Genomic DNA, 20,277 nt, shown 5'->3' with positions numbered 1-20,277 from the left:
TTTTCGATATGTATTGAAAGAGAACTGCAATTGCGCCGAAAACAATTGGTACAGTAAGTAATGAAATATAGTATTATTGCAGTTCAGTGATGCAGGGTAGAGCCTATCGATACAAAAAATCATTTCAATAAACCGTCTTGTTTTTTGAAGTATGCCGGACCAGGGTGTGAAACAGAACCGATCCGGCTTTTCAGTTGATCACAATTTTCCCTTGTGCATTAAATGATTGATATGAAGAAATTAGCTCTGTTATTCCTGCCACTGCTTGCCCGCACTGGTATGCAGGCCCAGCCTCAGGCCTCCGCTAAAGTATATGATCCCGTTGAATGGGTGAACCCATTGATGGGTACCGATTCCAAACCAAGTCTCTCTAACGGAAATACCTATCCCAGTATCGTACTTCCCTGGGGAATGAATGCCTGGATGCCCCAGACAGGGAAGATGGGAGATGGATGGGCTTACACCTATGCATCAGACAAGATCCGCGGCTTCAAGCAAACACACCAGCCTTCTCCCTGGATGAACGACTATGGCCAGTTTGCCATCATGCCCGTGACCGGCTCGCTCAAATTCGACCAGGAAAAACGCGCCAGCTGGTTCTCGCACAAAACTGAAATTGCCAAACCTTACTATTACAGCGTATACCTAGCCGATGCAGATGTAACGGCTGAACTGACGCCCACAGAACGTGCAGCACAATTCCGTTTCACCTTCCCGGAAAACGACAGCTCCTTTGTGGTAGTGGATGCATTCGACAGAGGCTCTTCCATTCAAATCCATCCGGCAGAGAAAAAGATCACGGGTTACACTACCCGCAACAGCGGCGGCGTACCGGCCAATTTCAAAACCTATTTCGTTATACATTTCGATAAACCCTTCACCATCGCTTATACCACCAATGGAACAAAGCTGGTGCAGGACTCCCTGCAGGTGACCAATGCACATGCAGGGGCGATCGTGGGCTTCAAAACCAAACGCGGTGAAAAAGTAAACCTGCGCGTGGCCAGCAGCTTCATCAGCCCTGAACAGGCTGAGCTGAACCTGCAGCGTGAGATCGGCAATGAAAGTTTCGAGACCACCAGGCAGAAAGGCAAACAGGCCTGGAATAAAGTGCTGGGCCGCATCAAAGTGGAAGGCGGTACTGAAGAGCAAACAAAAACATTCTATTCCTGCCTTTACCGAACTGTTCAGTTCCCGCAAAAACATTATGAATTCGATGCTTCCAACAAGATGGTGCATTACAGTCCATACAACGGGCAGGTATTGCCCGGCTACATGTTTGCAGGCACCGGCTTCTGGGATACATTCCGCGCGCTCTATCCATTGCTGAACCTGCTCTTTCCCGGGATCAACAAGGAAATGCAGCAGGGCCTCGTGAATGATTACAAAGAAGGTGGCTGGCTTCCGGAGTGGAGCAGTCCGGGTTTACGCAATGTGATGGTGGGCAACAACTCCGCATCGGTGGTGGCTGACGCTTACATCAAAGGACTGCGCGGCTATGATATCGAAACGTTGTATGAAGCATTGCTGCACGGCGCCAACAATGAAGGTCCGCTCACAGCTGTGGGTAGGGCAGGAGTGAAATATTACAATGAGCTCGGTTATGTTCCCTACGATGTCAACATCAATGAGAATGCAGCCCGCACACTGGAATATGCATACGATGATTTCACTATCTGGCAACTGGCCAAACTACTGAAACGCCCGCAGGCCGAGATCGATCTCTTTGCGAAACGTTCTCAGAACTTTCGCAACCTTTTCGATCCCGAAACAAAACTGATGCGTGGTAAAAACAAGGATGGCAATTTCCAGAAACCTTTCAACCCGTTCAAATGGGGCGATGCTTTCACTGAAGGCAATAGCTGGCACTACTCCTGGAGTGTGTTCCATGATATCAAGGGCCTGAAGAATCTAATGGGTGGAGACGAAATGTTTATAAAGATGCTGGACTCCGTTTTCAATCTTCCTCCCATTTTCGATGAAAGCTACTATGGCAGCGTGATCCACGAGATCCGCGAAATGCAGATCATGAATATGGGACAATATGCACACGGCAATCAACCCATCCAGCACATGATCTATCTCTACAATTATGCAGGACAACCCTGGAAAACCCAGGCGCATGTCCGCAATGTGATGGCGCAACTCTATAAACCTACACCCGATGGGTATTGTGGCGATGAAGACAATGGCCAGACCTCAGCCTGGTACATCTTCTCTGCAATGGGATTTTATCCTGTTTGTCCGGGTACCACAGAATACGTTCTCGGCACGCCGCTCTTCAAAAAAATGACCATTACCCTGGAAAACGGGAAAACAGTACAGGTGAATGCGCCCAACAACAGCGCCGCCAACAAATATGTGCAACAACTCAGACTGAACGGTAAAGTACATACGAAGAATTACCTTAACCATTTTGAGTTGATGAAAGGAGGAACGCTTGATTTCAATATGAGCCCTGTCCCCAATAAGCAGCGGGGCGCCAATAAAATCGATTTTCCTTATTCTTTTTCCAAATAGCCAATCAATTTCCAGTCTGCGTATGAAAAAATTCCTGCCTTGCCTGTTACTGGTGATTCCCGGCATGTGCGCCGTGGCGCAAACCGGTACTGAAAACCTGGTACAATATGTAAAGCCCATCATCGGAACACAGAGAATGGGACATACTTATCCCGGCGCTACCGTTCCTTTCGGTATGGTGCAACTCAGTCCGGATACCGATACCATACCATATGAAATGAATGGTAAGTACAACAGGGACGTGTACAAATATTGCGCAGGCTACCAGTACGACGATAAAACGATCGTTGGCTTCAGTCATACCCACTTCAGCGGTACCGGTCATTCCGATCTGGGCGATTTCCTGGTAATGCCTACCGTGGGCGAACTGAAGCTCAATCCCGGTCAGGCCCATCAGCCGCGTAGTGGGTTCCGTTCTGCGTTCTCCCACAACAATGAGCTGGCAGAAGCCGGTTACTACAAAGTGAAGCTCGATGATTACGATATCACTGCTGAACTAACGGCTACCAACAGGGTAGGATTCCATCAGTACAGTTTTCCAAAATCCGATCAGAGCCATATCATTCTTGATCTGATGCATGGAATCTATAATTATGACGATAAGAATACCTGGACATTCGTTCGCATCGAAAATGACACACTGGTAACCGGTTATCGTCAAACCAATGGATGGGGCAGGACCCGCACTGTTTATTTTGCGATGGCCTTCAGCAAACCTTTCTATCAGTACGGGAATAAGAAGTTCGATAAGAACCAGGTGTATCGCGGCTTCTGGGGTAAGTTCGATCAAACGAAGAATTTCCCCGAGTTCGCCGGTAAGCAGATCCGTGCTTATTTCGATTTCAAAACAGAAGAAGGTGAAAAGATTAAGATCAAATTTGCACTTTCTTCAGTGAGTACCGATGGCGCGCTCCGGAACCTGCGTGCGGAAGCCCCGGGCTGGGATTTCAACCAGGTGAAGAAGCAGGCGCAGGACCAGTGGAATAAAGAACTGGGCAGGGTAGTGGTACAATCCAATCATCGTAATGAAAAGGAGAATTTTTATACTTCCGTATACCATTCCTTTCTCAGTCCCATCACTTATACCGATGTAGATGGTCAGTATCGCGGCCTCGATCAGAACATCCACCAGGCCGATGGTTTCACCAACTACACGATTTTCAGTCTCTGGGATACCTATCGCGCCTTACATCCTCTTTTCAATGTATTGCAACCCAAACGCAATACGGATATGGTGCAGAGCATGCTGGCCCATTATGATCAGAGTGTGCATCATATGCTGCCTGTATGGAGCCATTACGCTAATGAGAACTGGTGCATGATCGGTTATCATAGTGTGAGTGTAATTGCCGATGCTGTGATCAAGGGCAATGCCGGCTTCAATGCCAATAAAGCCCTCGACGCCTGTGTTACCTCCGCCCGTAATAGCTGGTTCGAAGGACTGGACCATTACATGAAGCTCGGTTACGTTCCGGAAGACAAGAGTGGTTCTTCCGTTTCCAAAACACTTGAATATGCGTATGACGACTGGTGCATCGCCCAAATGGCCAAGAAGCTCGGGAGAAAGGATATCTATGAAGAATTTATCCATCGTTCCACCTATTGGAAGAATGTGTACGATGTTTCTATCGGTTATATGAGACCGAAAATGAGCGATGGAACTTTCCGTAAGGAGTTCGATGTGCTCAGCACCCATAACCAGGGATTCATTGAAGGTAATGCCTGGAATTATAGTCTCTATGTTCCGCAGGCGCCTGCTGAAATGATAGGGATGATGGGAGGGAAGAAAACATTCACTGCCCACCTGGATTCTCTTTTTACGATGCACCTGCCCGATAAATATTTCGCAGAGACGGAAGATATCACCCGCGATGGCATTATCGGTAATTATGTGCATGGCAACGAGCCCAGCCATCATGTGCCTTATCTCTACAACTGGACCGATCAGCCCTGGAAGACCCAGGAGCGGGTACGTATGATCCTGAAGAAGCAGTTCAGACCAACGCCCGATGGGTTAGGAGGGAATGATGATTGCGGACAGATGAGTGCCTGGTATATTTTCACGGCTCTCGGATTTTATCCGGTAGCGCCTGGATCCGATGAATATGCGATTGGAAGTCCTTCTGTTGATGGGGCGAGTATTCAACTGGAAAACGGAAAAACATTCACCATAGAAGTAAAGAACAATAGCGATAAGAATGTATATGTTCAGCAACTGACCCTGAACGGAAAGCCACTGAACCGTTTATTTTTGAAACATGAGGAGATCCTCGATGGTGGTGTGCTCGGATTTGTGATGGGGCCGAAGCCGGCGAAGAAATAGTTGCCACTCGCCGGAGGCGAGCGGCTGGCGGCCCCCTGTTTCACATCCTAAATGCCTTATTTCACTAACTTTTCAACCGTATTCGTCAATACTTTTTAGTGAACCGGGGGTGCAATACCTTATTTTTGTGTCACACCCGTCAGACAGCCGGAGGACCGGTACGGGCACCCTCAATTTTTCCTCTTTTTGCAGGTGATGGCAGCGCTGGAAATCTGCTCATTTTCCCTTAAATTCGGTCTGAATTTTGCTAGAAACAATTTTCTTGTTTTTTGAACGTATATTTCATACCTTTGCCGTCCATTTTCATAAACTAATTAGTAGAGGTACGTTGAATTACATGGCCATTTTCACATAACTGCCTCATTTTCAGTGCACTGAGAACCTGTAAGTTCTCCTGTAATTTTTTTGTCTATAGACGATTTTTGCGTTCGAACAACTAAAAACCGGTTTTAATCAATATGTCTTCAACAAAATTGCAAAGCAGGATCAACTTCGGTAAGATCAAAAACTTAGCTGAAGCTCCTGACCTCCTCGAAGTACAGATTCAATCTTTCAAAGAATTTTTCCAGTTAGAGACCACTCCGGACAAGCGTAATATCGAAGGTCTGTTCAAGGTGTTCAAGGAAAACTTTCCTATCACAGACACCCGCAACATCTTCGTGCTGGAGTTCCTGGATTATTTCATTGACCCGCCCCGTTACACCATCGAAGAGTGTATGGAGCGCGGATTGACCTACGCCGTTCCCCTCAAGGCGAAGCTGCGTTTGAGCTGTAATGATGAAGAGCACGTGGATTTCCAAACCATCGTGCAAGACGTATTCCTTGGCAACATTCCCTACATGACGCCCCGCGGTACATTCGTGATCAACGGAGCTGAGCGTGTGGTGGTTTCCCAGTTGCACCGTTCACCTGGTGTATTCTTCGGGCAGTCCATCCACCCCAACGGCACCAAGATCTACTCTGCCCGCGTGATCCCTTTCAAAGGAGCATGGATGGAGTTTGCCACCGATATCAACAACGTGATGTATGCGTACATCGACCGTAAAAAGAAATTCCCCGTAACTACCCTGTTGCGTTCTATCGGTTTTGAAACCGATAAGGACATCCTCGAGCTCTTCGGCATGGCTGATGAAGTGAAGGGCGACAGAAAGTCCCTGGGCAAGTATGTTGGAAGGCGCCTCGCTGCCCGCGTACTGAGAACATGGGTGGAAGACTTCGTGGACGAAGATACCGGTGAAGTAGTGTCCATCGAGCGTAATGAAGTGGTACTCGAGCGCGATACCGTTCTCGACGATGAAGCCATCGACATGATCGCCGATATGGATGTGAAATCCGTATTCGTTCAGAAAGAAGATGTGGGCGGCGACTACGCTATCATCTACAATACCCTGAACAAAGACACTTCCAACTCAGAATTGGAAGCTGTTCAACATATCTACCGCCAACTGCGCGGCGCTGATGCACCGGACGACGAAACTGCCCGTGGTATCATCGACAAACTCTTCTTCTCTGACAAACGTTATGACCTCGGTGAAGTAGGCCGCTATAAGATCAACCGTAAGTTGAACCTGAGCCAGCCGCTTGACCAAAAGACGCTGACCAAGGAAGATATCATCGAGATCATCAAGTACCTCGTTCGCCTCACCAATGGTAAGGCCGAGATCGATGATATCGATCACTTGTCTAACCGCCGTGTTCGTACAGTAGGGGAGCAACTCTACGCCCAGTTCGGTGTTGGTCTGGCACGTATGGCCCGTACCATCCGCGAACGTATGAACGTGCGCGACAATGAGGTGTTCACTCCGGTTGACCTGATCAATGCAAGGACCCTGAGCTCTGTGATCAACTCCTTCTTCGGAACATCACAGCTCTCCCAGTTCCTGGACCAGACCAACCCGCTTTCCGAGATCACCCACAAACGTCGTATCTCCGCACTCGGACCAGGTGGTCTGAGCCGTGAGCGCGCCGGCTTTGAGGTTCGTGACGTACACTACAGCCACTACGGCCGTCTCTGTACCATCGAAACTCCGGAAGGTCCGAATATCGGTCTGATCTCTACCCTTTGCGTACATGCGAAGATCAATGAGATGGGCTTCATCGAAACACCTTACCATAAAGTGGATAACGGTAAAGTAGACCTGAAGAAACTCACTTTCCTTTCTGCTGAAGAAGAAGATATCGCCAAAATTGCCCAGGCTTCTGCGCCATTGGACGATAAAGGCATCTTCGCTGAAGATAAAGTAGCTTCCCGTCAAACTGGCGACTTCCCGATCCTCGATAAAGAGGAAGTAGAGTTCATGGACGTGGCCCCCAACCAGATTGTGGGTCTCTCAGCTTCTCTCATTCCGTTCCTTGAGCACGATGACGCCAACCGTGCCCTGATGGGATCAAACATGCAACGTCAGGCTGTTCCCCTGATCCGCCCTGAAAACCCCATCGTGGGTACAGGCCTGGAAGGAAAAGCTGCCCGCGATGCGCGTGTTCAGATCCTTGCAGAAGGTGATGGTGTGGTGGAATATGTAGACGGAAGCGAAATACACATCCGTTACGATCGTACAGAAGCTGACCGCCTGGTAAGCTTCGAAGATGATCTCAGGATATACAAACTCACCAAGTTCATCAAAACCAACCAGGAAACCTGCATCAACCACAAACCTTCCGTTAAGAAAGGACAGCGCATGAAAAAAGGCGACTTCCTCACAGAAGGTTACGCGGTTCAGGCCGGTGAACTGGCGCTCGGACGTAACCTGCAGGTGGCCTTCATGCCATGGAAAGGTTACAACTTCGAGGATGCCATCGTAATCAATGAGCGCGTGGCCCGTGAAGACCTCTTCACTTCTATCCACATCTCTGAATACGAACTGGAAGTCCGCGATACAAAACTCGGTGAAGAAGAACTGACACCAGATATCCCCAACGTTTCTGAAGAGGCTACCAAAGACCTCGACGAAAACGGTATCATCCGCCTGGGTGCTGCCATCAAAGAAGGAGATATCCTCATCGGTAAGATCACTCCGAAAGGAGAGAGCGATCCTACTCCTGAAGAGAAACTGCTCCGCGCCATCTTCGGTGACAAAGCCGGTGATGCAAAAGACGCTTCTCTGAAAGCACCCAATGGTGTGGAAGGTGTGGTGATCGGTAAGAAACTGTTCCAGCGCGCCAAGAAAGACAAGAACGCGAAGATCCGCGAGAAAGCTTCCCTGGAAAAACTGGAAAAGATCCACGAAAAGAATGTGGAAGAACTGAAGGAACTGTTGATGAACAAACTGCAATCCCTGTTGAAAGACAAGGCCAGCATGGGTGTGAACAACAACTTCGGTGAGGTGCTGATCGGAAAGGGCGCCAAATTCAATCCCAAGAACCTCGGTGGTATCGACTACCAGAACGTGAATCCGCTGGGTTGGACTGGTGATAATTCCATCGATGATCAGATCAACATCCTGCTTCACAACTATAATATCAAGTTCAACGAAGAGCTCGGACGTTACAAGAGAGAGAAATTCAACATCTCTATCGGTGACGAGTTACCTGCAGGCGTATTGAAACTCGCGAAAGTATACCTCGCTGTTAAGCGTAAGCTGAAAGTGGGTGATAAGATGGCGGGCCGTCACGGTAACAAAGGTATCGTAGCCAAGATCGTGCGTGCAGAAGACATGCCGTTCCTCGCTGATGGTACACCGGTAGACATCGTTCTCAACCCGTTGGGTGTACCTTCCCGTATGAACCTTGGACAGATCTATGAGACTGTACTCGGTTGGGCAGGTCTGAAACTGGGTGTGAAATTCGCCACTCCGATCTTCGACGGTGCTACTGTAGATGAGATCGCACAGAACATCGATAAGGCTGGTCTGCCAACTTTCGGCCATACCTACCTGCACGATGGTGAAACCGGCGAGCGCTTCCACCAGAAAGCAACCGTGGGTGTGATCTACATGATCAAACTGCACCACATGGTGGACGATAAGATGCACGCACGTAGCATCGGACCATACTCTCTCATCACGCAACAACCGCTCGGTGGTAAAGCCCAGTTCGGTGGTCAGCGTTTCGGTGAGATGGAAGTTTGGGCACTCGAAGCATACGGTGCATCCAATATCCTCCAGGAACTGTTAACCATCAAGTCTGACGATATCATCGGCCGTGCGAAAACTTATGAAGCGATCGTGAAAGGTGATAATATCCCGAGGGCTGGTATCCCTGAATCCTTCAACGTGTTGGTACACGAGTTGAGAGGTCTGGGTCTCGACCTGAAGTTCGATTAACAGTGATGGTTGCCCGATAACACCCGTGTGCGTTGAATTTGTAATTTTTAAAAAGAAACTGAAAACTATAATATGGCTATCAAAAAAGATAATCGTCCCAAAGCCACGTTTTCTAAGATCACCATCGGTCTCGCTTCCCCTGACTCCATCCTGGAGCGCAGCTATGGCGAAGTACTGAAGCCTGAGACCATCAACTACCGTACTTACAAACCTGAACGTGATGGTTTGTTCTGCGAACGCATCTTCGGACCTGTAAAGGATTATGAGTGCGCCTGCGGTAAGTATAAGCGTATCCGTTATAAAGGCATTGTGTGCGACCGTTGCGGTGTGGAAGTAACTGAGAAGAAGGTTCGCCGCGAGCGCATGGGCCATATCAAGCTCGTAGTACCTGTTGTTCATATCTGGTATTTCAAGAGCCTTCCCAACAAGATCGGTTATCTGCTGGGCGTAAGCTCCAAGAAACTGGAGACCATCGTTTATTATGAAAGGTTTGTAGTGATTCAGGGTGGTGTCCGCGACGGACTCAAAACTGGTGACCTGCTCACTGAAGAAGAATACCTGGAGATCCTGGAAACACTCCCCAAAGAGAACCAGTATCTGCCTGATGATGATCCGCAGAAGTTCATTGCCAAGATGGGTGCGGAAGCCGTTCACGATCTGCTCGGTCGTATCGAACTGGATTCTCTCTCATTCGATCTCCGCAATGCTGCTGCTACTGAAACTTCCCAGCAACGTAAAGCAGATGCCCTCAAGCGTCTGAGCGTAGTGGAAGCTTTCCGTGAAGCCAATGGCCGCATCACCAACCGCCCTGAGTGGATGGTAATGCAGTACATCCCTGTGATCCCGCCGGAACTTCGTCCGCTGGTTCCCCTGGATGGCGGCCGTTTCGCATCTTCTGACCTGAACGATCTCTACCGTCGTGTGATCATCCGTAACAACCGTCTGAAAAGACTGTTGGAGATCAAGGCGCCTGAGGTGATCCTGCGTAACGAAAAACGTATGCTGCAGGAAGCCGTTGACTCACTGTTCGACAATAGCCGTAAATCAAATGCGGTGAAAGCTGAAGGTGGTCGCGCATTGAAATCTCTCTCCGATGTACTGAAAGGTAAACAAGGTCGTTTCCGTCAGAACCTGCTTGGTAAACGTGTTGACTATTCCGGTCGTTCCGTTATCGTGGTAGGCCCTGAGCTGAAACTCCACGAATGCGGTCTGCCGAAAGATATGGCTGCTGAATTGTTCAAACCATTCATCATCCGCAAGCTGATTGAAAGAGGTATCGTAAAAACAGTGAAGTCTGCCCGTAAACTGGTAGACCGCAAGGAAGCTGTTGTTTGGGATATCCTCGAGAACATCCTGAAAGGTCACCCAGTGATGCTCAACCGTGCCCCAACGCTGCACAGGTTGTCTATCCAGGCCTTCCAGCCCAAACTGATCGAAGGTAAAGCGATCCAGCTGCACCCGCTCGTGTGTTCTGCGTTCAACGCCGACTTCGATGGTGACCAGATGGCGGTTCACGTTCCTTTGAGCAATGCCGCTGTACTGGAAGCCCAACTCCTGATGCTGTCTTCACACAACATCCTCAACCCGCAGAACGGTGCTCCGATGACCCTGCCTTCACAGGACATGGTACTCGGTCTGTACTATATCACAAAAGGTAAGCGCTCAACCGATACCGAAAAGATCCGCGGCGAAGGAAAAGCATTCTACAGCGCTGAAGAAGTGATCATCGCTCACAACGAAGGCTCTGTTGAACTGCACGCGTACATCAAGGTGAAAGCCGATGTGCGTACTGAAGATGGTTCTCTGAAAAAGAAACTGATCGAAACCACTGTAGGCCGCGTACTGTTCAACCAGTTCGTGCCTAAAGAGGTTGGTTATATCAATGCCCTGCTCACCAAGAAATCTCTCCGTGAGATCATCGGTGACATCATCACCATCACCAACGTTCCAAAAACAGCGAAGTTCCTGGATGATATCAAGCAGCTCGGTTTCCGTACTGCCTTCCAGGGTGGTCTGTCATTCTCTATCAATGACCTGATCATTCCGAGTATCAAAGAAGAAGTGCTGGATAACGCGAAAGGTGAGGTGGACGAAGTATGGGACAACTATAACCTCGGTCTGATCACCAATAACGAACGTTACAACCAGATCGTAGACATCTGGTCTCGCGTGGATACCCGCATCACTGAAACGCTCATCCGTGAACTGGCAACCGACAAACAAGGTTTCAACTCAGTTTACATGATGCTCGATTCCGGTGCGCGTGGTTCCAAACAACAGATCAAACAGCTTTGCGGTATCAGGGGTCTGATGGCGAAGCCAAGAAAATCAGGTTCATCCGGAAGTGAGATCATCGAAAACCCGATCCTTTCCAACTTCAAGGGCGGTCTGAACGTATTGGACTACTTCATCTCTACCCACGGTGCGCGTAAAGGTCTGGCGGATACCGCCCTTAAAACGGCCGATGCCGGTTACCTCACACGTCGTCTCGTAGACGTTGCGCAGGATGTGGTGATCACCGAAGAGGATTGCGGAACACTGCGTGGTATTGCTACCAGTGCACTGAAAGACAATGAAGAAGTAGTAGAGCCACTGTACGATCGTATCATCGGACGTACTTCGCTCCACGATGTATACAACCCTGCCACTGAGAAACTGATCGTAGCCGGCGGCTCACAGATCACCGAGCTCATTGGTAAAGAGATCGAAGAAGCTGGTATCGAAACCGTAGAGATCCGCTCTGTACTCACCTGCGAAAGCAGAAGGGGTGTGTGCGTGAAATGTTACGGTAAGAACCTTGCAACCGGAAACATTGCACAGAAAGGTGACGCGGTTGGTATCATCGCTGCGCAGTCGATCGGTGAGCCTGGTACACAGCTTACTCTCCGTACCTTCCACGTGGGTGGTGTTGCGGGGTCCGCTTCAATCGAGTCTTCACTCCCCGCCAAATTCGACGGTACTGTACAGTTCGATGGCTTACGTACAGTAACAACCGAAAACATGGAAGGCGAAAAGATCCAGATCGTAATCGGCCGTACCGGTGAGATCCGTATCATGGACGTGAAGAACGACCGCCTCCTCATCACCAACAACGTACCTTACGGTGCAACTCTGCTGGTGAAAGACGGACAACAGATCAAGAAAGGAGATCCGATCTGCACATGGGATCCGTTCAACAACGTAGTAGTTGCTGAGATCCCTGGTCGTATCAAATTCGATAACGTTATCGATGGTATCACTTACCGCGAAGAGGCCGATGAACAAACCGGTCACCGTGAGAAAGTGGTTATCGAAACAAAAGATAAGAACAAGATCCCGACCCTCGTAGTAGAAGGCAAGGACGTGAAGTTGTACAACTTACCGGTAGGTTCACATATCATTGTGGACGAAGCGGAAGAAGTACGCGCCGGCCAGGTACTGGTGAAGATCCCGAGAACACTGCGTATGCAGCGTGACATCACCGGTGGTCTGCCACGTGTAACCGAGCTCTTCGAAGCACGTAACCCGGGTAACCCTGCGGTTGTCTGCGAGATCGACGGTGTGGTTTCATTCGGCGTGATCAAACGTGGTAACCGTGAGATCGTGATCGAAGCGAAAGATGGTGTTGTTAAAAAATACCTCGTTCCGCTCACACGTCAGATCCTGGTTCAGGACGGAGACTTCATAAAAGCCGGTGCTGCCCTGTCAGACGGTCAGATCGCGCCTGGTGATATCCTCTCTATCAAAGGACCTTTCGCTGTACAGGAGTACGTTGTGAATGAGATCCAGGAGGTTTACCGTTTACAAGGTGTGAAGATCAACGACAAACATATTGAAGTGATCGTTCGTCAGATGATGAAGAAGGTTGAGATCGTTGATCCGGGTGATACCCGCTTCCTCGAAGAAGACCTGGAAGACCGCTTCGACTTCATCGAAGAGAACGACTGGATCTTCGACAAGAAAGTGATTTCAGATGCAGGTGAAAGCACCAAGCTGAAAGCCGGTCAGATCGCAAGCCTGCGTGAGATCCGCGAGGAAAACTCCATCCTCCGCAGGAACGATAAGAAAGCGGTGGAATACAGGGATGCAAACCCTGCCACTTCCCACCCTGTTCTGCTCGGTATCACCAAAGCATCACTCGGAACACAAAGCTGGATCTCAGCTGCATCGTTCCAGGAAACCACCAAAGTACTGTCTTCAGCCGCTATTCAGGGTAAATCTGATGACATGCTCGGCCTGAAAGAAAACGTGATCACTGGTCACCCGATCCCTGCAGGTACTGGTCTCCGTGACTTCGACAACATGGTTGTAGGCAGCAAGGAAGAATATGAACTGCTCCAGACCACCCGCGAAGCCATGAGCTTTGATGACGAAGAATAATTACCTGACCGCATGATGAATGCCTGATGGTACATATAACCAAAGAGTAGGAAGCTCAATGCTTTCTACTCTTTTTGTTTTATTATATTACGATCGTTTAGTGTTAAAACTTTTAACAATTTTCTTTTATCTCAAGAGCATATCTTGCAAAAAAGCTTTGAATGAGGAATATCTCTACAATCTTAAGTGTTCTGGCCCTCGTATTGACCGGCGTTTTGTTCTATCTCCATTTCAACGGTAATAAGGAACTGAAGAAGGTATCTGTGGAAGCTGAAAAAACTGCAAATAACAGTTTCCGCATCGGATATTTCGATATCGATTCACTGCAAAATCATTACGAATATTTCAAAGACGTACTGGAGCAGATGAAGAAGAAAGAAGCTTCCATGAATAATGAGCTGAACCAGCTCAATAACCAGTACCAGCGCCGTGTGCAACAACTGCAAAACCAGATGCAGTCGCTCGGACAGGCCATCACTGAGGCAGATCAGCTGAAAGCCCAGAACGAGCTCGCTACCATGCAGCGCAATTTTGGTGAGCGCAAAGCCTCCCTGGAGCAGGATATGCAGAAGACACAGGTGGAAAACATGGGTACGCTCCGCAAAACAGTGGAAGATTATCTGAAAGATTATAACAAGGATAAAGGATATGCGTTTATACTTTCGTATGAGCCTGGTCTGCTGATGTACTACAAAGACACGATGTATGATGTAACCGGCGATCTCATCAAAGGACTGAACGCTCAATATGCAGCAAAGAAAGGCAAGCCATAACAGCCGCTCTTTCCTGTAAAAACCACCAAAACTAAAACCCTTATCTCAACTGCTGTTTATGGCTGAACAAACCACCTCATTCAAGCCAACCCTTGGCTTGCTGGATGCTACCATGATTGTGGCAGGTTCCATGATCGGTTCCGGTATCTTTATTGTTGGCGCTGATATCACCCGCAATGTGGGCAGCGCTGGATGGCTGATCGCTGTCTGGCTCATTACCGGATTCATGACCCTCACAGCAGCCCTCAGCTATGGCGAATTGAGCGGTATGTTCCCCAAAGCCGGTGGTCAATACGTTTATCTGAAAGAAGCCTACAATCCCTTGTTAGGCTTTTTATATGGATGGAGCTTTTTTGCCGTGATCCAAACGGCCACTATCGCCGCCGTTTGCGTGGCCTTTGCAAAATTCACAGCCTATCTCATCCCATCACTCAGTGAAGATCTGGTAGCTATCCAGATAGGGAATTTCAAAATATCACCTGCACAGCTATTAGCTATCGGTATTGCGGTATTACTAACGTATATCAACACGCGTGGTGTAAAAGAAGGGAAGATCATTCAAACCACCCTTACGCTCGTGAAACTGCTCAGCCTGTTCGGACTGATCCTTTTCGGTTTCATCATGGCTGATGGCGAGATCTGGAAAGCCAACTGGGCAGATGCCTGGAACCTGCACCAACTGGGCAATCCGGAAGCTTATACTACTGCGCTCGCATTCGGCGCTATCGCTGCCGCCATGGTAGGGTCCATCTTCAGTTCAGATGCCTGGAACAACGTTACCTTCATTGCCGGAGAGATCAAGAACCCTAAAAGGAATATCGGCCTCAGTCTTTTCCTCGGCACTTTCGTGGTAACCCTCATTTATGTCAGCACCAACGTGATGTATACTGCTGTATTGCCTTTGGATGAGATCGCATCTGCCAGTAAAGACAGGGTAGCAGTAGCTGCAGCGCAGAATATTTTCGGTTCCATCGGTTCTTATATCATTGCCATTATGATCATGGTGAGCACCTTCGGATGCAGTAACGGAATGATCCTGTCCGGAGCCCGCGTATATTATACCATGGCAAAAGATGGTCTCTTCTTCAAACAAGCTTCAACCCTCAATAAGAACGCGGTGCCCGCAAAAGGGCTCTGGATCCAGTGCCTGGTGATCTGCGCCTGGTGTATCAGCGGTTCTTACGGGCAATTACTGGATATGATCTCTTTTGTTGTGGTGCTCTTTTACATGCTCACCATTATCGGGATCTTCATCCTCCGCAAGAAACGCCCGGATATGGAGCGTCCTTATAAAGCCTTCGGTTATCCTGTAATGCCCATTCTCTACATTCTCATGGGAGTGGCATTTTGTACATTGCTTATCATTTTTAAGCCAAATTATACCTGGCCGGGGCTGATCATTACGCTGATTGGCATCCCAATTTATTATATTGCACTGGCTAAGAAAAAACCGGCAATAACCAAGTAATTATGGCAGTAACAGATTTTGAGCAGTTATTCGCAAAGTTTCAGAATATAAAGGTGGGAGTGATAGGAGATGTGATGCTGGACACCTATTGGTGGGGGCATGTGGAACGCATCTCACCGGAAGCGCCTGTGCCTATTGTAGCGCTCGACAGGAAGGAACAAAGGATCGGAGGTGCAGGTAATGTGGCGCTCAATCTCGCTTCCCTGCACGCACAGGTAAGTATACTCAGTGTAATGGGTAAAGATGATGACGGAACCGCTCTCAAACATCTATTCGAACAACAAAAGATAGATACAAGTTACCTGCTGCAAAGCAACCATCGCATCACCACCAATAAGAGCAGGATCATCAGCCGGAACCAGCAAATGATGCGTCTCGATGCAGAGATCACCAAAGACCTCAATGAGGCCGATGAAAAAAACTTGCTGGATACAGTTGAGAAATTCCTGCAGGAGCAGCAACCTGATGTGATGATCTTTGAAGATTATAACAAGGGCGTACTCACCAGTTCCGTGATTGAAAAAGTGATCGCGCTCTGCAAACGATACAAAGTACTCACCACGGTTGACCCCAAGCGTAAGAATTTTTTCGCTTACAATGGCGTTGATATTTTCAAGCCCAACCTCAAGGAAGTGAAAGAAGGCCTCAACGTGATCTTCGAGGAAGTGAACCAGGATACCCTCAATGTAGTGCACCAAAAGCTCCGGGAACATTTACAACATCATATTTCCTTCATCACACTTTCTGAGAAAGGAGTGTTTTACCAGGACGATAACAGCAGCCGCATCATTCCTTCCCACCTGAGAAACATTGCGGATGTATCAGGCGCCGGAGACACGGTGATTGCCGTGGCTTCACTTATTTATGCCGCCACCGGCAGCGTGGAGCTGATGGCCGAAGTGGCCAATATTGCCGGTGGCCTGGTCTGCGAAGAAGTAGGCACAGCAGCCATCAACCGAGATCGCCTCTTGCAGGAATGCAGGATTTTACTAAATTAGTCGCGGTTACAGGCCTGTTTCCGGGCCTTACCCATTATAAACAGGGTATTTTGTTGGTATTGTGCAGCAAAGCAACCGCTGTGAAAGTCTTTAAGTGATATATGACCATTTGAAATAATGTACTGAATGCTGGCTGTTACGATCCTTGGAAATAATTCTGCATTACCCGCCTACGACCGTCATCCGACGGCCCAGCTGGTTACATTGGATGACCAGCTATTCCTGGTAGATTGTGGCGAAGGCACGCAGGTGCAACTGAGCCGCTACAGGATCCGCTGGGGCCGCATCAATTACATCTTCATTTCACATCTTCATGGCGATCACTATTTCGGATTGCCGGGTTTCCTCAATAGCATGGGATTACTGCATCGCGAAAATGATCTGCACCTCTTTGCACCACCAGAGCTGGAACCTATACTGGACCTGCAATTCAAGGCAGCGAGCACTATTCTTCCATACAAATTGCATTTTCATCCGCTCACTGAAGAAGGTGTGCTGGTGAAGACAGATAAATTTAAAGTCACCTGCTTTCCTACCAAGCACCGCATTCCCTGCTGGGGCTTCCGTTTCGAACAGGTGAAAGCGCCGCGCAGGGTGAATCCGGAGAAAGCCATTCGTCATGGCGTACCCGCTGCATTCTACGACAGGCTTAAATGGGGCGAGAACTATACCACCCAAAGCGGTAACCTGGTAATGAATGAAATGGTGACGGATCCCGCCGCCAAACCAAAATCTTACGCTTACTGCGCCGATACCATCTATGATGAAGAGCTGGTCCCTTATATCGAGGGTGTGGATATGCTCTATCATGAAACCACTTATCTCCGTGAGCTCAACGACCGCGCTGCAGCCCGCTTCCATTCCACCACCGAACAGGCTGCCAACATCGCAAAGAGCGCCAATGTAGGCAGATTGCTCATCGGACATTTCAGCTCCAAATACGAAAACCTCGATCAGTTCCAGGCAGAAGCCCGCGAAGTTTTTCCTGCCACGGACCTCGCTATTGAAGGTGTTACTTTCAGGGGATGAAACAAGCCCTGCAAAGGAAAGTTGCAGGGCATGTTTTTTTATTTCTTCAGGTAACTCTTAACGTTATTATGTAAGGTGGCGCTCAGTGGCGTCATTGGGAGACGCAGATGATTTTCGATCAGTCCGAGTTCGGTCATGAATGCTTTCACGCCGGCGGGATTGTTTTCTGCGAACATAAGCTCATAAGCCAGGATGAGCGGATCGTTGAGGGATTTGGCTGCTTTGAAATTTCCTTTGAGACTTTCACGCACCATATTGGTGAATGCTTTGGGGAAGGCGTTGGCTGCAACGCTGATCACACCGTCCATGCCGCAGGCGATCTGTGGCAGCACCAGCGCATCGTCTCCGCTCACAACCAGGAAATTCTCAGGTCTGTCGCGCAGGATCTGCATACACTGCGCCATATCTCCGCTGGCTTCTTTGATGCCTGCGATATTGTCAACTTCTTTTGCGAGACGGATAGTGGTATCAGCGCTCATATTCCTTCCTGTACGGCCTGGAACATTATACAGGAGAATGGGTTTGGGAGAAGCGGCTGCCAGCATTTTATAGTGCTGGAAGATGCCTTCCTGCGAAGGTTTATTGTAATATGGTGCTGCACTTAAAATGGCAGTAGCTTTTTCAAGCGGCAGGTGCTCCAGTTCCTTTACGAGATTGATGGTATCATTTCCACCCACACCTACAACTACAGGAACGCGGTTGTTTACTTTCTCATATGTGTATTGAATGATAGCGATCTTTTCTTCCTTGCTCAGGGTTGGCGTTTCGCCGGTGGTGCCAAGTGTTACCACATATTCTACGCCGCCATCGATCACAAAGTCGATGATGCGGCCGAGCGCGTCCAGATTCACTTCCATATTGGAGCGGAAAGGAGTGACCAGCGCAACGCCTGTACCTGAAAGAGTTTGCCTGAGAGACATCTGAAAATTGTTTTTGGTTTTGAGTGTTGTGAACAGTGTTTGTTTTTATCGCATTGCATCAAATACAAAAGGCCTTCCTGTTATGGGAAGGCCTTCTATTATTTTGCTGACACACAAAACGGTGATCAACCCTTCCCTTGTATGGAGATGGTCTTGACTTGCTTTGTATGTTTCTGAATGTTTTGCATTTAACGGTGTCAAAAGTAGTGGACAAATGATTACCACGCAAATAAATTATCCTTCAACAGGTAATTCTTCCCAGAAGCCCATCTTGTTGAATTTCTCGATACGTTTCTTGATGCGTTCCTGCGGATCGAGTTGTTTGAGTTCATTGATGGCATCCAGCAGGAAGGGTTTGAGCAGGTCCGCTGCCTGTTGGTAATCCCAGTGAGCGCCGCCCATTGGTTCGGGAACGATGGCATCGATGATACCGAACTGGTGCATATAATCAGGTGTGAGCTTCAGTTGTTCCGCTGCCTTCTCTTTGTACTCCCAGCTACGCCAGAGAATAGAGGAGCAGGACTCCGGGGAGATCACTGTGTACCAGGTATTCTCCAGCATCAGGATGCGATCGCCCACACCGATGCCGAGTGCGCCACCAGAAGCGCCTTCGCCGATGATCACACAGATCACAGGAACAGTAAGGCGGCACATTTCATAAATATTGCGTGCAATGGCTTCACCCTGGCCACGCTCTTCGGCTTCCAGCCCGGGATAGGCGCCCGGAGTATCGATGAGGGTAATGATAGGCTTGTTGAATTTTTCAGCCAGTTTCATCAGGCGAAGCGCTTTGCGGTACCCTTCAGGATTGGCCATACCGAAATTGCGCAGTTGACGGGCCTTCGTATTGATCCCTTTCTGCTGACCAACGATCATTACTGTTTGTCCGTCTATTGAAGCAAATCCGCCCACCATGGCTTTATCGTCCTTTACATTGCGGTCTCCAAAGAGCTCCACAAATTCGGTGGCTATTTTATCGATGTACTTCATTGTATACGGACGGTCCGGGTGGCGGCTGAGTTGAACTTTTTGCCAGGGAGTCAGGTTCTGTGTGATTGCTTTGCGGGCTTCGATCACACGCTCCTCGAGTTTCCGGATAGGATCGGTAAGGTCGATCTTACTTTTTTCGGCTTTCTGCTTGAGCGACTCTATATCATCAAAAAGCTCTTTGATTGGTTTTTCAAATTCCAGGAACTGACGGTTTTTGTCTTGCGGCATAAGTCGGGTAATTGTAATAAGAGGCGGTAAAGTTAAGGGTTGAAAATTTTTTTAAAAATTTTTGTTGGGAAGTGGGAAAAAGACCTATATTTGCAGTCCCAAAAACGACGTAAAGGTCTGAGAATAAAGTGAGAACAAAGGTTTTGGGAATAGTTCTTGAAAGTGATGACACACTATATATTCTGAGGTTGCTAAGTTCGTCTTAGTAAGAGGATTGGTAGTTCAGTTGGTTAGAATGCCGCCCTGTCACGGCGGAGGTCGCGGGTTCGAGTCCCGTCCAGTCCGCAAAAAGGTTCACAGTAATGTGAGCCTTTTTTGTTTTATACCACTCCCGATAAACTGACCGTCCAGCGATTTATAAGAATCAAATATGTATGGGTTCGAAATAAAGATCTCGTCGAGCCTTT

The 20,277-nt window shown here is 48.5% G+C and carries 10 protein-coding genes and 1 tRNA gene; 9 read left to right on the top strand and 2 right to left on the bottom strand.

The genetic code is table 11. The features are described 5' to 3' along the window. Positions 1-231 precede the first annotated feature (231 nt). The 8 genes from D9Y29_RS06725 (at position 232) to D9Y29_RS06690 (ending at position 17,732) form a co-directional block, all read left to right on the top strand. Positions 232-2,520 carry a GH92 family glycosyl hydrolase gene (locus D9Y29_RS06725; RefSeq protein ID WP_127126302.1) on the top strand — a complete coding sequence of 763 codons (2,289 nt, stop codon included), beginning with the start codon at positions 232-234 and terminating at the stop codon, positions 2,518-2,520. A 22-nt stretch (positions 2,521-2,542) separates the two neighbouring features. Next, on the top strand, positions 2,543-4,843 hold the full coding sequence (locus D9Y29_RS06720) for a GH92 family glycosyl hydrolase (RefSeq protein WP_127126300.1): 2,301 nt from the start codon (positions 2,543-2,545) through the stop codon (positions 4,841-4,843). A gap of 458 nt (positions 4,844-5,301) precedes the next feature. Further along, on the top strand, positions 5,302-9,105 hold the full coding sequence (gene rpoB, locus D9Y29_RS06715; RefSeq protein ID WP_127126298.1) for a DNA-directed RNA polymerase subunit beta: 3,804 nt from the start codon (positions 5,302-5,304) through the stop codon (positions 9,103-9,105). A 72-nt stretch (positions 9,106-9,177) separates the two neighbouring features. Next, complete coding sequence (gene rpoC, locus D9Y29_RS06710; protein ID WP_127126296.1) at positions 9,178-13,464, top strand: DNA-directed RNA polymerase subunit beta'; 4,287 nt, start codon at positions 9,178-9,180, stop codon at positions 13,462-13,464. Between the two features lie 161 nt (positions 13,465-13,625). Continuing rightward, positions 13,626-14,237 carry an OmpH/Skp family outer membrane protein gene (locus D9Y29_RS06705; protein ID WP_127126294.1) on the top strand — a complete coding sequence of 204 codons (612 nt, stop codon included), beginning with the start codon at positions 13,626-13,628 and terminating at the stop codon, positions 14,235-14,237. 58 nt (positions 14,238-14,295) lie between these two features. Further along, entirely contained in the window at positions 14,296-15,705 is a 1,410-nt protein-coding gene (locus D9Y29_RS06700) for an APC family permease (RefSeq protein WP_127126292.1), read from the top strand. 2 nt (positions 15,706-15,707) lie between these two features. Then, on the top strand, positions 15,708-16,703 hold the full coding sequence (locus D9Y29_RS06695; RefSeq protein ID WP_127126290.1) for a bifunctional heptose 7-phosphate kinase/heptose 1-phosphate adenyltransferase: 996 nt from the start codon (positions 15,708-15,710) through the stop codon (positions 16,701-16,703). A gap of 126 nt (positions 16,704-16,829) precedes the next feature. Then, positions 16,830-17,732 (top strand): ribonuclease Z, encoded by a 903-nt coding sequence (locus D9Y29_RS06690; protein WP_127126288.1) that lies wholly within the window; start codon positions 16,830-16,832, stop codon positions 17,730-17,732. 38 nt (positions 17,733-17,770) lie between these two features. Here D9Y29_RS06690 and dapA read toward each other — a convergent pair whose 3' ends face one another. Continuing rightward, the gene (gene dapA, locus D9Y29_RS06685; protein WP_127126286.1) at positions 17,771-18,652 is read right to left on the bottom strand and encodes a 4-hydroxy-tetrahydrodipicolinate synthase; all 882 of its coding nucleotides are present in this window, start codon (positions 18,650-18,652) and stop codon (positions 17,771-17,773) included. A 234-nt stretch (positions 18,653-18,886) separates the two neighbouring features. After that, the gene (locus D9Y29_RS06680; protein ID WP_127126284.1) at positions 18,887-19,870 is read right to left on the bottom strand and encodes an acetyl-CoA carboxylase carboxyltransferase subunit alpha; all 984 of its coding nucleotides are present in this window, start codon (positions 19,868-19,870) and stop codon (positions 18,887-18,889) included. Positions 19,871-20,081: 211 nt separating this feature from the next. On the opposite strand from D9Y29_RS06680, the gene D9Y29_RS06675 reads away from it, so the two are divergent. Next, a tRNA-Asp gene (locus tag D9Y29_RS06675) sits at positions 20,082-20,155 on the top strand. Positions 20,156-20,277: the final 122 nt, after the last annotated feature.

It is taken from the genome of Pseudoflavitalea rhizosphaerae, assembly GCF_003991355.1.
Lineage (GTDB): Bacteria > Bacteroidota > Bacteroidia > Chitinophagales > Chitinophagaceae > Pseudobacter > Pseudobacter rhizosphaerae.
Note: the sequence above shows the minus strand (reverse complement) of the source record. Positions and strands in the feature narration are given on the sequence as shown.

Excerpts from the sequence above, each read along its gene's own strand:
- D9Y29_RS06725 (WP_127126302.1), top strand. The coding sequence starts at position 232 with ATGAAGAAATTAGCTCTGTTATTCCTGCCACTGCTTGCCCGCACTGGT.
- D9Y29_RS06720 (WP_127126300.1), top strand. The coding sequence starts at position 2,543 with ATGAAAAAATTCCTGCCTTGCCTGTTACTGGTGATTCCCGGCATGTGC.
- rpoB (WP_127126298.1), top strand. The coding sequence starts at position 5,302 with ATGTCTTCAACAAAATTGCAAAGCAGGATCAACTTCGGTAAGATCAAA.
- rpoC (WP_127126296.1), top strand. The coding sequence starts at position 9,178 with ATGGCTATCAAAAAAGATAATCGTCCCAAAGCCACGTTTTCTAAGATC.
- D9Y29_RS06705 (WP_127126294.1), top strand. The coding sequence starts at position 13,626 with ATGAGGAATATCTCTACAATCTTAAGTGTTCTGGCCCTCGTATTGACC.
- D9Y29_RS06700 (WP_127126292.1), top strand. The coding sequence starts at position 14,296 with ATGGCTGAACAAACCACCTCATTCAAGCCAACCCTTGGCTTGCTGGAT.
- D9Y29_RS06695 (WP_127126290.1), top strand. The coding sequence starts at position 15,708 with ATGGCAGTAACAGATTTTGAGCAGTTATTCGCAAAGTTTCAGAATATA.
- D9Y29_RS06690 (WP_127126288.1), top strand. The coding sequence starts at position 16,830 with ATGCTGGCTGTTACGATCCTTGGAAATAATTCTGCATTACCCGCCTAC.
- dapA (WP_127126286.1), bottom strand. The coding sequence starts at position 18,652 with ATGTCTCTCAGGCAAACTCTTTCAGGTACAGGCGTTGCGCTGGTCACT.
- D9Y29_RS06680 (WP_127126284.1), bottom strand. The coding sequence starts at position 19,870 with ATGCCGCAAGACAAAAACCGTCAGTTCCTGGAATTTGAAAAACCAATC.